Annotated in this window: 12 protein-coding genes; 9 read left to right on the top strand and 3 right to left on the bottom strand. The window is 61.2% G+C overall.

Annotated features, from left to right (window positions below; all coding sequences use genetic code 11):
* Positions 1-69: 69 nt before the first annotated feature.
* Genes JQS30_RS08630 through JQS30_RS08620 form a run of 3 tightly spaced genes read right to left on the bottom strand, consistent with a single transcriptional unit; the run spans position 70 to position 3726 of the window.
* Positions 70-1104 carry an ABC transporter ATP-binding protein gene (locus JQS30_RS08630; RefSeq protein WP_213169889.1) on the bottom strand — a complete coding sequence of 345 codons (1035 nt, stop codon included), beginning with the start codon at positions 1102-1104 and terminating at the stop codon, positions 70-72.
* Positions 1104-2624, bottom strand: a complete 1521-nt coding sequence (locus JQS30_RS08625) for an ABC transporter permease (RefSeq protein WP_343076205.1) — start codon at positions 2622-2624, stop codon at positions 1104-1106. Before JQS30_RS08625 ends, JQS30_RS08630 begins: the two co-directional genes overlap by 1 nt.
* 52 nt (positions 2625-2676) lie before the next feature.
* Positions 2677-3726, bottom strand: coding sequence for an iron ABC transporter substrate-binding protein (locus JQS30_RS08620; protein ID WP_213169887.1), 1050 nt, complete (start codon positions 3724-3726; stop codon positions 2677-2679).
* A gap of 510 nt (positions 3727-4236) precedes the next feature.
* Between JQS30_RS08620 and JQS30_RS08615 the strand changes: the two genes are divergently transcribed.
* The 9 genes from JQS30_RS08615 (at position 4237) to JQS30_RS08575 (ending at position 13340) form a co-directional block, all read left to right on the top strand.
* On the top strand, positions 4237-5610 hold the full coding sequence (locus tag JQS30_RS08615) for a replication-associated recombination protein A (protein WP_213169886.1): 1374 nt from the start codon (positions 4237-4239) through the stop codon (positions 5608-5610).
* A complete protein-coding gene (locus tag JQS30_RS08610; RefSeq protein ID WP_213169885.1) occupies positions 5607-6134 on the top strand; it encodes a hypothetical protein in 528 nt (175 codons plus the stop codon). The genes JQS30_RS08615 and JQS30_RS08610 overlap by 4 nt, the downstream gene beginning before the upstream one ends.
* A gap of 169 nt (positions 6135-6303) precedes the next feature.
* Complete coding sequence (locus JQS30_RS08605) at positions 6304-6846, top strand: DUF948 domain-containing protein (RefSeq protein WP_213169884.1); 543 nt, start codon at positions 6304-6306, stop codon at positions 6844-6846.
* Positions 6847-6878: 32 nt separating this feature from the next.
* Complete coding sequence (locus JQS30_RS08600) at positions 6879-7184, top strand: hypothetical protein (RefSeq protein WP_213169883.1); 306 nt, start codon at positions 6879-6881, stop codon at positions 7182-7184.
* A 15-nt stretch (positions 7185-7199) separates the two neighbouring features.
* Entirely contained in the window at positions 7200-9884 is a 2685-nt protein-coding gene (alaS, locus tag JQS30_RS08595) for an alanine--tRNA ligase (protein WP_213169882.1), read from the top strand.
* Positions 9885-9892: 8 nt separating this feature from the next.
* Positions 9893-10378, top strand: coding sequence for a Holliday junction resolvase RuvX (ruvX, locus tag JQS30_RS08590; protein ID WP_213169881.1), 486 nt, complete (start codon positions 9893-9895; stop codon positions 10376-10378).
* 6 nt (positions 10379-10384) lie between these two features.
* Positions 10385-11572 (top strand): endolytic transglycosylase MltG, encoded by a 1188-nt coding sequence (locus tag JQS30_RS08585; RefSeq protein ID WP_213169880.1) that lies wholly within the window; start codon positions 10385-10387, stop codon positions 11570-11572.
* Between the two features lie 2 nt (positions 11573-11574).
* A complete protein-coding gene (locus JQS30_RS08580; protein ID WP_213169879.1) occupies positions 11575-12465 on the top strand; it encodes a hypothetical protein in 891 nt (296 codons plus the stop codon).
* 71 nt (positions 12466-12536) lie between these two features.
* Complete coding sequence (locus tag JQS30_RS08575) at positions 12537-13340, top strand: shikimate dehydrogenase (protein ID WP_213169878.1); 804 nt, start codon at positions 12537-12539, stop codon at positions 13338-13340.
* Positions 13341-13449: the final 109 nt, after the last annotated feature.

Genomic DNA, 13449 nt, shown 5'->3' with positions numbered 1-13449 from the left:
CATGTGGACCGACATCCTCGGCAGGTTGGGGGATATGTACGAGGTTCCATGAAACCCCGCACTATCCGCTTAGGCAGCTTTCTCAGTGATGAGGGGCTTGTCGGCTTGATAGGCCACCACGTCACCGCTGACGCTTACCGAGACTTCCTGGCCCACCTGAGGCGCCGCGCCGAGAATACGGGCGGTGACCTCCATGCCATCACTCAACTGGAGGTCTACCAATGTGTCATGGCCGAAGTATTCGATGTGGGCGATTGTCGCCGTCGGCCCACTGACGGCCGTATGGTCCAGTTGGATCTGCTCGGGGCGGACCATTATTCGCGCGGTACCGTCGGCAACGTCGACCGGGAGGTTCCCCAGCGACGTTTCGGCCCGTCCCGAACGAACTTGAGCTGGAACCATGACTGCCTCTCCCACGAACCGCGCCACCCACTCGTTGGTGGGACGGCTGTAAAGCTGCGTTGGGATGTCAACCTGTTGGATCTGGCCCTCGCACATCACCGCTACTTTGTCGGCCACACTCAGTGCTTCCTCTTGGTCATGAGTGACCAGCACCGCCGTAGCCTCGTCGGCGGCCAAGGCCTGGCGCACTTGGGCTCGCAGGTCCGCCCGCAAGCTTGCGTCCAAGGCACTGAACGGCTCGTCGAGCAATATCAGTGCCGGATGCGGAGCCATGGCGCGGGCCAATGCCACCCGTTGCTGTTGGCCACCTGACAGTTCGTGTGGCATCCGTTTTTCGTAGCCGGGCAAACCAACTAGTTCCAACACTTCGCTGACTCGATCTGACTTACGCGCGAAGCGCCGTAGTCCATAGGCGATGTTGCGTGCGACGGTCAGATGGGGGAAGAGGGCACCCTCTTGGGGTACGACCGCGATGTTGCGGCGTTCGGGACGCAGATTGTCGATGCGGCCTCCGGCGACCCATATTTCACCGGCGTCGAGAGACTCAAAACCCGCCACACATCGCAGCAGTGTCGTCTTCCCACAGCCCGACGGTCCCAGCACGGCCGTCATGTGGCCTGAGGGAATGTCGAGGTCGATTTCGTGCAATGCGCGGGTGGGACCGAATCTCTTCGAGACTTTCCGCAGTTGCAGTTCACCCATCAGTTCCTCCCAAATCGACTGGCCAGCAGCCAGGTAGGAATGGCCGACAACAAGACCAATAGCGCCGCGAATGGAGCCGCGGCCGAGAATGCCGACACATCGGTGTACGTCCATAGGCGGGTGGCCAATGTGTCGATGTGCGCGGGACGCAAGAGCAACGTCGCCGGTAGTTCTTTCATCGCTGTCAGGAATACCAGTGCGGCCCCAGCGGCGATGCCCGGCGCCGTTAGCGGCAGCGTGACCGTCCTGAACACTTCGGAGGGCCGCCGGCCCAACGACCGAGCCACTTCACCCAAACGAGGCGGGGCCTGTTCGGCTGCGGCCTTGACGGCCCCGAGCCCCAATGGCAGGAAGATCACGGCATAACCGACGATCAGCCAGGCGGTGGTCTGATACATGTTCTCTTGAAGCCACGTGACGTTGATGGCCATAAAGACTAGCGATAGGCCAACGACGATTCCTGGCAACGCGTGCCCGATGTACATCAGTCGTTCGGTGACCGCCGCCAACGGCCCTCGATGCCGTGCCACGTAGAGGCCGACGGGAACGATCAGCAACATGGTCGCGACTGTGGCCACCGCCGCCAAGCCCAGCGAGGTGGCCGCGGCTGACCACAACTCGGCGGTGCCCGCCTGGGAGACGCCTACGATGTTCCATTTCAGGAGGCTCCATGCCATGACCCCCAGTGAGGCCCAGGTGAGTGCTCCAATGCCGATCCAAATGGGCACTTGCCGCCATCCGAGCCGAATGCGGCGGGCTGTGCGGACTGCTCCACCGTCAGCGCGGGTGCGTCGGACGTTACGCCCCCGGGAGCTGACTCCCCATTCGCTGGCGAGCACCGCCAGGGCGATCAGGGCGAGGACGCTGGAGTAGAGGAGTGCTCCGTCTTGGGCGAATCCGAGCCGGTGGGAGGAATAGATCGCGGTGGTGAACGTTTCGTATTTGAGGATGGAGACGGCACCGAAGTCGGAGAGTACGTACAGCGAGGCGAGCAGGCCTCCCGCGATTGCCGCCGGTGCGATTTGGCGGATCGTCACCGCGAAAAATGTCGTCCAGGGGCCGCGCCCCAGCGAACGCGACATGTCCTCCAGGGCGGGGTCGGTGCGTGAGAGCGCCGCTGTGACCGGGAGGTGAACGTAGGGGAAGGTCGCGAGGGTGAGAACGATGGCCGTGGGCCAGAATCCTTCGAATCCGGTGAACGTGGTCCGCCAGGCAAAGGCGGTCACGTAAGTGGGGGCGGCAAGCGGCAGCGCGGCCAGGATGTGAATGAGCGCGCGGAATCGAATATCGGTGCGCGACACCAAAAACGCCGTCGTAATACCGATGACCAGGACTCCGACGGTCACCGTTGCCGCCAATATGAGCGTGTTGCCGACCATTTCTAGAAGCCGTGGTCTGCGCAGCAGACCATCGATGGTCTCCCAGCCCAACTCAGAGGTACGGACCCACAGGTAGATCAGAGGGGTAATCGCAACGATGACGGCCGGTATGCACCACAAGTACGACCAGCCTGGGGCCACCCGTTGTGTTCGGGTGGCCCCAGGCCGCAACAGAGTTGATCGAAGTGGCAAGCTAGGCCAGTCCTGCTTCCTGAATCATCTGAACGGTGGTCTCCAGGTCATCGAGATCGTTCAGGTTGATGTCTGGTCCGTTGAGCTCCTCCAGCGACGGCTGGCCTTCGGGGCCGGCGATTCCGGTCACGACGGGGTACTCGTAAGTCTCGGTGACGAAGAAGTTCTGTCCTTCCTCGCTGAGCAAGTACTCGACGAAGGCCCGCACGTTGTCGTTGTCGGAGGCGCGGTTCAGCACGCCCACCCCAGAGATGTTCACTAGCGCGCCCGCGTCTCCGGCGGCGAAGTAGTGCAGCTGGCCTTCGAACTCGTCGAGCTCGACTCCGGCTTCGACGACTCGCTCCCAGATGTAGTAGTGGTTGACTAGTCCAGCCGGGATGTCGCCGTTGACAACCGCGTCGATGATCGCCCCGTTGTTCTCTTCCAAGGGCGCGTCGGTGTCGGCCATGTCTTGGAGCCACTGGGCGGCGGCGTCGTCGCCCTCGGCCACTCGGAGAGCGGTGACGAAAGCTTGGAAGGAACCGTTGAGCGGCGCGATGCCGACATTTCCAGCCCATGGTCCGTCGGTGATGTCCAGTACCGAGTCGGGAAGTTCGGCGTCGCCGATCTCGTCGGGGTTGTAGATGAGGACGCGGGAGCGACCGGTCAGGCCAACCCAGGTGTCGTCGTCGGCTTTGAATCGGGGGTCGACGTCAGCGGTGAGGTCGCTGTCGATCTCGCCGAAGAGTCCAGCTTTGGAGACGGCGCCCAGCGCACCGGCGTCTTGGGCCAGGAAGATGTCCGCGTTGGTTGCCTCGCCTTCTTCGAGCAGAAGGCTGGCGGCCTCGGCGGTGTTGTAGTAGTGGACGTTTACCTCGATGCCGGTCTGTTCGGTGAAGCGGTCGATCAGCGGCTGGACGAGGGTTTCGTTGCGACCGGAGTAGAGCGTGATCGTGTCGTCGTCGCCGTTACCATTGTCATTGTCGTCGTCGCTGCCGCAAGCGGCCAGACTGATGGCCATCGCGGCGGCGGCTGAGGCCGCCAGTGTCCGCTTGAAAGTCGGGTACTTCATTGGTTCCTTCCAGAGGGCGATATGAAGGGCCTGTGAGCGGGCGATCGGTGTGCCACCGGCGCATTGGGGCGACACGCGCGTACGAGGCGAGTGTCGTTGAGGTGGTCTGAGGTGTTGCGCACCGTCACTGGCCGTTGAAGCCGGGCTGATCCGTATGTCACGATGTGGTTCGGTCCGGCTTCGTCGTCTATATTCTTGTCGACCAATAAACGCCAAATGTCACGTGCGTTTTGTTTGTCGTTTACTAGTCGTTTAGTGCTGTTAAGTAAGCCTTAGCTGATTAAGGCAAGCCTAACCTAGCTTATTTCGGATTGCGTCGCCACCCTCAGTCTGTGATTGGTGCCGCAGGAACGGGTTCGAAGGTGACCGAATTGTTGATAAGTGAGAAGAATTCGGCTCGGTTCGGCGCGATGACAAAGCGATGTGAGTTCGGTGAGACCTCGGGCGCTAGCCATTTCCAACAGTGGCTGATTCTCCGTGCTGTCTTAGGAGTGCACTATTCTGGCGTAGATGGACACTCCCGGACTATTCGACAGTCATGACGACGATACTGCGGCCTCGGCAATTCCCACCGATGCCCCGCTGGCGGTGCGGATGCGTCCGTCGAACCTGGAGGAGCTGGTTGGCCAACAGCACCTACTTGCCTCCGGAGCGCCGTTGCGGCAACTGGTGCATGGCGGTCAACCAATGTCAGTCATCCTCTGGGGGCCGCCCGGTAGCGGAAAGACCACGATCGCTCACTTGGTCGCCGGGGCCATCGATCGCCGGTTTCGGTCGCTGTCGGCCCTGGACTCAGGGGTGAAACAGGTGCGGGCCGAGATCGATCACGCTCGCCAGATTCGGCGTACCGGAGGCGCGCAAACTGTTCTCTTCATCGACGAGGTGCACCGCTTTAACAAGACCCAGCAGGATTCATTGTTGTCGGCGGTTGAGGACCGTACGATCACCCTCTTGGCCGCCACGACCGAGAATCCGTATTTTTCAGTCGTGTCTCCGCTGGTCAGTAGGTGCATAATCCTAACTCTGCACGACCTCACCGACGAGGACCTGGGAGTGCTGATCGATCGGGCGCTAACCGATCAACGCGGCTTGTCGCAGGCGGTCTCTGTCACCGAAGAGGCCCGGGAGCACTTGGTTCGGCTCGCCGCTGGGGACGCGCGCAAGTCGCTTACGGCACTGGAGGCAGCGGCGGCTTCGGTTCTTTCGCGTGGTGAAACCGTCATCGATGTCGAGTCGGTTTCCAAGGCCATCGACATGGCCGCGGCTCGTTACGATCGTTCCGGTGATGGCCACTACGACATCGCCTCGGCGTTCATTAAGAGTTTGCGCGGCTCGGACGTGGACGCGGCTTTGCATTGGCTGGCTCGCATGATTGTGGCCGGTGAGGACCCACGCTTCATCGCTCGGCGTTTGGTCATCTTCGCCTCTGAGGACGTGGGCATGGCCGATCCGACGCTGCTGCAAACGACTACGGCAGCGGCGGCGGCCGTAGAACGCATAGGTTTGCCCGAAGCTCGTCTGGCCTTGGGGCAGGCGGTCATTCATGCCGCCACCGCGCCCAAGTCGAATGCGGTCATTGTCGCCGTTGATGAGGCGATGAGCGATGTGCGCAAAGGTTTGGTCGGTCCGGTGCCCGCTGGCATTCGCGACGCTCACTATCAAGGCGCGAAGAAGCTTGGGCATGGATCTGGATACCGATACCCGCACAACTATCCGCGTGGCATCGTGGCGCAAGACTACGCGCCTGAGCCCGTGGCTGGTCGGGACTACTACCGGCCCACCACTTATGGTGGCGAGGCTGACTTGTCCGACCGGGTCAACAAGTTGCGACGTATTGTGCGTTCGGGCTCTGGTGGCGCGGAGTCCGGCGGTGATGCTCGATGAGCTCGCGTGCGCAAAGCCCGAGCAATCGCATCCGCAGTGAACTGGCGTCCGACTATCGGCGCATCGTGCGATTGAAGACCGCCTCAGTTGCGGTGATTGTCGCCGCAGTGCTCGTGATGACGGGTGTGGTAGTTGTCGCCGGAGATCTACGAACTGATCCAACCCTGCGTGCCGTCGATGAGATCACGGTGCCGGACTGGGTCTCCGGGATAGTAAATGAAAGTGTGGAAGGTTCGCGTTGGTGTGTGGAGAGCTGTCGTCGGCGGACGCGCACGTGGGATTCGTATGGTTCGGTCCAGGCCACCGCTGAGGCATTTGGCTCCTCGCTCACGGAGTTGAGTTGGGAGGAGCGGCCGCAGAGAAGTTGCCCCGGGGCGGTTGGCGCCTCGTGTTGGGTTCGCGATGACCTTTTCGCCTTGCTGTGGGTGCTACCCCAGCAGGCCTGCGATGACTCGGAGGATGCCTGTGTGCGGGCGGTGATTCTCGTGGCTTCAAATGTGGCCGGGAGTCGACTCTCCGAATAGCCAGCGGCGACGTCGGTTTCATAATCGATAGTCGCACGCCCATTAGTGACCATGCCGAGATGTAGGTCGTTACGCAAGGTATGGTCGACTTTGCGCCACATTCGTGGCCAACCAGCATATTTTTACGCACAGTCATACGGATGATCGCTCTGCGGGCGAAGTGCATAATGTGGCACTGCGCGGAGCTTTCGAGTCCATGAAGGAGTGGGGGACAGTGGTGTCGGGGCAGACCTTGGCTTTTGAATTCACCAGCGGTTCGGACATGGGAGTTTTCCTGATTGGTCTGGGGGTTCTGCTCCTGTGTATCGCGGCGAGCTTCATCCTCGTTGTCTATGTCCGGGGGATACTCGCCAAAGTGTCGAAGACGCTTGACGACGTAGAACAGCGCACGGGGCCGTTGCTAGACAATGTCAACACCACTGTAGACAACGTAAATGTCACGCTGCGTCAAGTTCACATGTCACTAGACGAAGTCAACGGCCAGCTGGTCAAGGTGTCTTCGATCACTGACCATGCGCAACAGGTCTCGGGCAATGTGGCGAATGTGACTACCTTGATTGCCTCGGCGGCGGCCACGCCTCTGGTGAAACTTGCGGCATTCGGTTTCGGGGTGCGTCGTGCTGTGACGAAGCGTAATGCGGACCTCGACGAGGCTGAAGCAAAAGACTTGGTGAAGGCCACTCGCAAAGAGCGCAAGCGTCGCAAGAAGTAGTCCGCCGGATAGAATTGGCTTGAGGAGTTCGCGTGTTTAAACGCATACTGTGGCTTGGAGTGGGCGTCGCCGTCGGTGTGATCGTGGTTCGCAAGGTCACCAAAGCGGCCGAGTGTGTCACTCCCGGCGGAATCGCACATCGAGTCCAAGAGAGCGCGGCGGGAATAAAATCCTCAGCTCGACAGTTTTGGAACGATGTGTCCGCAGCCTCGGCAGACAAGGAACTGCAGCTGTGGACCGCCATGGAGCGCGGTGAGGATGTTGCCCCGCTGCTGAGCGAAGAAGACGACGAAGACATCTGGCTCGATGAATCGCCACCGGGCCGGTCGACCATTTAAAGGAGGTGCCAGACCATGCAGACTGCGGAAATCCAACGACGATTTCTTAAGTACTTCGAAAACAACGGCCATACGGTGGTCCCATCGGCACCCCTGCCGGCCATGGACGACCCGAACCTACTGTTCATTCCTGCCGGGATGGTGCAGTTCGTCCCTTACTTCCTGGGGCAGGCCACGCCGCCCTATCGCCGTGCCACCTCGATTCAGAAATGCATCCGCACCCCTGATATCGACGAGGTCGGCAAGACCTCTCGTCACGGCACGTTCTTCCAGATGAACGGCAATTTCTCTTTTGGGGACTACTTCAAAGAACAGGCCATCAAGCACGCCTGGGCCCTGTCGACCAACTCCGTGGCGGACGGAGGCTTCGGCCTCGACGGCGAAAAGATCTGGGCCACCGTCTATCACGACGATGATGAGGCCTACGAGATTTGGAATAAGGTCATCGGCTTGCCCGCCGAGCGCATCGTCCACCGCGGCATGGCCGACAACTATTGGTCCATGGGAATCCCCGGACCATGTGGGCCGTGCTCGGAGCTGTACTACGACCGTGGGCCCGCCTACGGACCCGACGGCGGCCCCGAAGTCGACGAAGACCGCTACCTCGAATACTGGAACCTCGTGTTCATGCAGTACGAACGAGGCGAAGGCAAGGGTAAGGACGATTTCGACATTCTGGGCGAATTGCCGAAGAAGAACATCGACACCGGCATGGGCATGGAGCGTATGGCCGCCCTGTTGCAAGGCGTCGACAATATGTACGAAATCGACCAGGTCCGTCCCCTGATCGACAAGACCACGGAGCTCACCGGTAAGCGATACGGTGTCTCCACCAGCCAGACTGCCTCACAGTCTCACCCTGACGACGTGCGATTCCGCGTGGTCGCCGATCACCTGCGCTCCAGTCTCATGCTCATCAGCGACGGAATTGTGCCCTCCAACGAGGGCCGGGGCTATGTTCTACGCCGACTGATGCGCCGCGCGATCCGCTCCGTGCGTCTGCTGGGCTATGACAAAGCCGCGCTCCCGGACTTGCTGCCGGTCGCCCGCGACTGCATGCAGGACGCCTACCCAGAGGTGGCCGCTGACTTCGAGCGCATCAGCACCTATGCATACGCCGAGGAGGACGCCTTCCTGCGCACGCTGCGCACCGGAACGACGATCCTCGACACTGCCGTGTCCGAGACCAAGCGCTCAGGTGGCGCGGTGCTTTCCGGTACCAAGGCGTTTGAATTGCACGACACCTACGGTTTCCCCATCGACTTGACGTTGGAGATGGCTGAGGAACAGGGCCTCAAGGTCGATGAGACCGGTTTCCGCCGGCTCATGACCGAGCAGCGGCAGCGCGCGAAGGCCGACGCCCAGTCCCGCAAAACCGGTCACGTCGATCTGTCCGTCTACCACCAGGTGCGTGACACCAACGGCCTGTCGACCTTCACCGGTTACACCGAGGATCGCAGGGAGTCTGACGTTCTGGCTCTCATCGGAGCCAACGGGCAAGCCGTGCGAGACGCCGAAGAAGGCGATGAGGTTGAGGTCATTCTCAAGGCCACGCCTTTCTACGCCGAAGGTGGCGGACAGCAGCCCGACAACGGAACTTTGGTCGTCTCCGACGGTGAGTTGGAGATCTACGACGTCCAAACACCAGTCGATGGGCTGATCGTGCACCGGGCCAAAGTGGTGCGCGGTGGTATTCGCTCCGGCGAAACTGGCTTCGCGCAGATTGACCGGCGTCGTCGGGGCGCGATTTCACGTGCCCACACCGCGACCCACTTGGTCCACAAGGCGATGCGCAACTTCCTAGGGGAAACGGCCACCCAGGCCGGTTCGCTGAACTCCCCGGGGCGTCTGCGCTTTGACTTCAATACGCCTGGAGCCGTGTCGAACTCGGTATTGCACGATGCCGAGCAGCAGGTCAACGAGGTCCTCAACGAGGATCTGGAAGTTCGCTCCTTCATCACTTCGTTGGCGGAGGCCAAGGAGATGGGCGCAGTGGCCATGTTCGGTGAAAAGTACGGCGATGAGGTCCGCGTGGTCGACGTCGGCGACTTTTCCCGGGAGCTGTGCGGTGGTACCCACACCACCCATGCTGGTCAAATTGGCATGGTCAAGTTCCTCACCGAGCAGTCGGTGGGTGCTGGTGTGCGGCGTCTGGAGGCATTGGTGGGTATCGACGCCTTCCAATTCCTCGCTCGCGAGCACGCGCTGGTCAACCAGCTTTCTGGGATCTACAAGGTCCCCTCTGAGCAGGTCGGTGAGCGGGTGGAAGCCACCATCGCTCAGCTGAAGGAAGCCGAGAAGGAGCTGGCGCAGCTGCGTGGCCAGATCGTCATGGCCAAGGCTGCCGAGCACGCTCAGAACGCGTCCCTCGTCGGTGGGGTCAATCTGGCTACTGTGCGGGCTCCGGAAGGTACCAAGGGCGGAGACGTGCGCAAACTCGTCATGCAGATCCGCAATCACATGAGCTCGACGGAGCCTTCCGTCGTAGCTGTGGTCGCCACAGCTGGCGGGAAAGCCTCCCTTGTGGTCGGAGTTAACGATGCCGCTCGCGGACGCGACCTTAGCGCCTCCGAGCTCGTCAAGGGTGCCCTGTCTGGACGCGGAGGCGGCAATGACGACATCGCTCAAGGTGGCGGCGTCGCGGCCGCGGAAGCCTCGCAGTTGTTGGAGACCGTGTCTCGTCTCGTCGGACAGAATTAGGTATTGACGTGAACGACTCCGTTGACCCCGCCGCCACTGATTCGCAGTGGCGGCGGGGTCGCCGTTTGGGCATCGACATTGGCAAAGTACGTATCGGGGTGGCCGCCTGCGATCCCGACGGAATTCTCGCCTCACCGGTAGCTACTGTCAGCCGTGATTTGAAAACTAAAAGTGACAATGTGCCTCAGGATTTGCGAGAATTGGCTGCAATTATTGATGAATATGAGGCAGTCGAAGTAATAGTTGGTCTACCCGTTACCCTATCCGGTGAGGAAGGGCTGGCCGCCTCTCACACTCGCGAGTGGGTCAGTCGCCTCACCGAGGTCATTGACCCGGTACCAGTTCGGCTGATCGATGAGCGCCTCACCACCGCAGTGGCTACCCGACGACTGGCCGAGCGAGGCGTGCGAGGAAAACGCCGACGCGCGGTTGTGGACCAGGCAGCCGCCGTGGAGATACTCCAACAGTGGTTGGAGCTGCACCGGAAGGCGTGACAATTCATGCTCGACAAGTTCGACGACGACCGTGACGACGCCCCACGCGGCCATCGGCGAAGCGAATCGGGTAAAACCATCGTGGCTATGGCAGCAGTGATAATCCTCTTTGGAGTCGTTGCTGTCGGTGGCTGGTGGGGATACAAGACATTCGTAGGTGGATACGGCCCCGACTACGAGGGGGACGGGAACGGCATAGCCGTACAAATAGAGATAGCCTCCGGCGAGAGTATCGCGCAAATGGGGGCAAAACTCGAAGAAGCCGACATTGTTCTTTCGGCCCAAGCGTTTGTCTCCGCCGCCTCTCAAAACGATGAACTTGGCTCTCGTATCCAACCGGGTATTTACCAAATGGAACAGGAGATGTCGGCCGAGTCCGCGTTGCGCTATCTGGCTGATCCGGCCAACCGCATTATCAACGGCGTGACTCTGCCCGAAGGCCACCGCATTTTCGAGACGTTCGAGCTCCTGTCTGAACACACCGGATTGCCTGTGGAGGACTTCGAAGAAGCCGCCTCCGACCCGATCGCCCGCGGCGTTGACCCGCTGTGGTTTGACGATGGCGAAGGCGGCACCTATCAGCTGAGCATCGAAGGATTCCTCTACCCGGCCACTTATGAGTTCCCCGAAGGTGCCACGGCCGAAGAAATTCTCGAACAAATGGTGGCACATTTCAATTCCCAGATGGAGCAGATGGACTTCTATAACCGAGTGGAAGCCATGGATGTCCCCGCTACGCCTATGGCGGTGCTCCAAGTTGCCGCGATCATCGAAGGCGAATCGGGCAACCTCGAAGACGATCCGCGTATCGCTCGCGTTATGTACAACCGGCTCTATCACCCTGGAGCTATCGAGGAACACGGCTGCAACTGCCTAGGCACGGAAGCGGTGTGGAACTACGGCAACCGTCTGATGGGAATTCCTCCGATCCCTTCGGGCGACATGGACGGTAGCGAAATGCACGATGAGTCGAACCCCTGGGCCGTCAGCACCCGCGCCAACGAGGGGCTTGCTCCCACGCCCATTGGCAGCCCCGGGCTCAACAAACTCGAAGGTGCCCTGGAGCCCACGCCAGGCGAAGACTGGCAGTATTTTGTGACCGCCTACCCCGACACTGGCCTGGCGATCTTCTCTGACACCTACGCCGAGCACCAGGCGGGCACGGACGTCGCACGTGAGAACGGGATTCAATAGGCGTGAAGATCGCGATTGTCGGATCGTCTGAGCCACCGAAGATCTACGAGCATCTTTTCCGAACGTGTTTTTCGGTCACTGGCGTGGAGGGAACGTGTGAGCGGTTTACGGTTGCTCCAGAGGATTTCGCCGAGTTTGTCGACTCGCTGGACTCCACCTGGACTGGCCTGAGCGTGTTGGCTGATCTACAGCCTTTGGCGTATTCGATTGCCACGGAACCGATTTCACAGCAACCAAACGTCAGCATCACGTGGGCGCTACGGCGGGCCGATACCTTGGTGAGAAGCGATGATGGATGGCTTCCCGACCACACGGAATTCTTGGGAATCGATGCCGGAGCAGGCCGTAGTGGAACGGCGGGTAACACCCATTATGCGATCCTGGGCGCGGGCAATGCCGCGTTTTCGGCTCTGGGTGCCGCTTGGACAAACGAAGCTGCGCACGTCGAGGTGTTCGCCAGGACGCCTGAGGCCATAGAAGGCATGCGGCCGGCGGCGGAACGCCTGGAACTGGACCTGATGGCGCGCCGCTGGGAGGATGTGTGGGAATCATTCGGTGCCCACCACGTCATATCGGCGCTGCCACCAGGCGCCTTGGACCGTGTACGGCTACCGTGGCTGACCGATGTCCAGTGTACGGACCTCGTGTACGATCCCTGGCCCACACCGGCCGCGCGAGCAGGTGACCACGCTGGTGCAGCCGTCTCTGGCGGATACTTCGTCAAGGCTGTGAAGATCTGCGTCCAGTTCGATCGGTTTACCCATGGGGCTCCTCCGAAGGTAGATACGCTCGTGCGCGCTTTCCAGGCGTACTTCCCTCACAACGACTATGTGTCTTGGGAACCTCTTATCAGTGACTGGCAAGCTCCCGACTTGAATCAGCGCGACCGCTAAGCTGAAGGAAGTCGGCCACCGCGCCCACGTGCAAAACCTGTCCGCACTCGCTTAAGGGAATCCAGTAACGCATGAGAGCAGCAGTCCTCGGCTCACCCATCGCTCACTCGCTGTCCCCGGTCATCCATAACGCGGGCTTCGCCGCCGCCGGATTGATCGACTGGAGCTACGACAAGCACCAAGTGAGCGAGGACGAACTCGCCTCCTTCGTCGCCGGGCTGGGCGCGGAGTGGGTCGGGCTTTCCCTGACCATGCCGCTCAAAGAAGTAGCCCTTGACGTGGCTGACGAGGTTCGACCCATCGCCCGGCTGCTGGGAGCGGCCAACACGTTGGTGCGTCACGAGGGAGGCTGGATCGCCGACAACACCGACGCCGCGGGCCTGGTCGACGCCCTAGCCGAGGCGGGCGTATGCGCCGGGGGCCGGGTCGCAATCCTGGGAGCTGGCGGAACCGCCCGGGCAGCTCTCGGGGCCGCCGCTCAACTTGGAGCCGTCGGCGTCACCGTCTACGCCCGCCGTGAGGCCGCGATCGATGAACTAAAGCCCGCCGCCGAGGCGCTGGCCCTGCCGTTGCACCCCGCGACATGGGACGAGGCTAGGGCCGCAGGTGAGGCCGACATCGTCATTTCCACCGTTCCCAAAGGGGTGGCCGACGACCTGGAAATCACGTGGCATCCCGCTGGCGTACTTTTCGACGTGGTCTATGACCCGTGGCCCACAGCGCTGGCGGCGAAGGCAGAGGAAGCCGGTTGTTTGGTGTTGCCCGGCCACGAGTTGTTGCTGGCACAGGCCGTTCGGCAGTGGAAGTTGTTCACTGGACGCAAGGACGCCCCGGTAGCACAGATGCGCAGCGCTCTGGCCACGGCGATCGGCTAGCGTGACACATTTTCCGGCCGTGGCCGGAAAATAGCTTGCGTCTGCTTGGAAGCACTGACAGACTATTGACGATTTCGCGCTTTGGCGCGAGGGTGTATTCACAACACCG

The organism is Natronoglycomyces albus (assembly GCF_016925535.1).
Lineage (GTDB): Bacteria > Actinomycetota > Actinomycetes > Mycobacteriales > Micromonosporaceae > Natronoglycomyces > Natronoglycomyces albus.
The sequence above is the reverse complement of the archived record's forward strand: the minus strand, read 5'-3'. Positions and strand labels throughout refer to the sequence as shown.

Excerpts from the sequence above, each read along its gene's own strand:
- alaS (WP_213169882.1), top strand. The coding sequence starts at position 7,200 with ATGCAGACTGCGGAAATCCAACGACGATTTCTTAAGTACTTCGAAAAC.
- JQS30_RS08620 (WP_213169887.1), bottom strand. The coding sequence starts at position 3,726 with ATGAAGTACCCGACTTTCAAGCGGACACTGGCGGCCTCAGCCGCCGCC.
- JQS30_RS08615 (WP_213169886.1), top strand. The coding sequence starts at position 4,237 with ATGGACACTCCCGGACTATTCGACAGTCATGACGACGATACTGCGGCC.
- JQS30_RS08630 (WP_213169889.1), bottom strand. The coding sequence starts at position 1,104 with ATGGGTGAACTGCAACTGCGGAAAGTCTCGAAGAGATTCGGTCCCACC.
- JQS30_RS08610 (WP_213169885.1), top strand. The coding sequence starts at position 5,607 with ATGAGCTCGCGTGCGCAAAGCCCGAGCAATCGCATCCGCAGTGAACTG.
- JQS30_RS08585 (WP_213169880.1), top strand. The coding sequence starts at position 10,385 with ATGCTCGACAAGTTCGACGACGACCGTGACGACGCCCCACGCGGCCAT.
- JQS30_RS08575 (WP_213169878.1), top strand. The coding sequence starts at position 12,537 with ATGAGAGCAGCAGTCCTCGGCTCACCCATCGCTCACTCGCTGTCCCCG.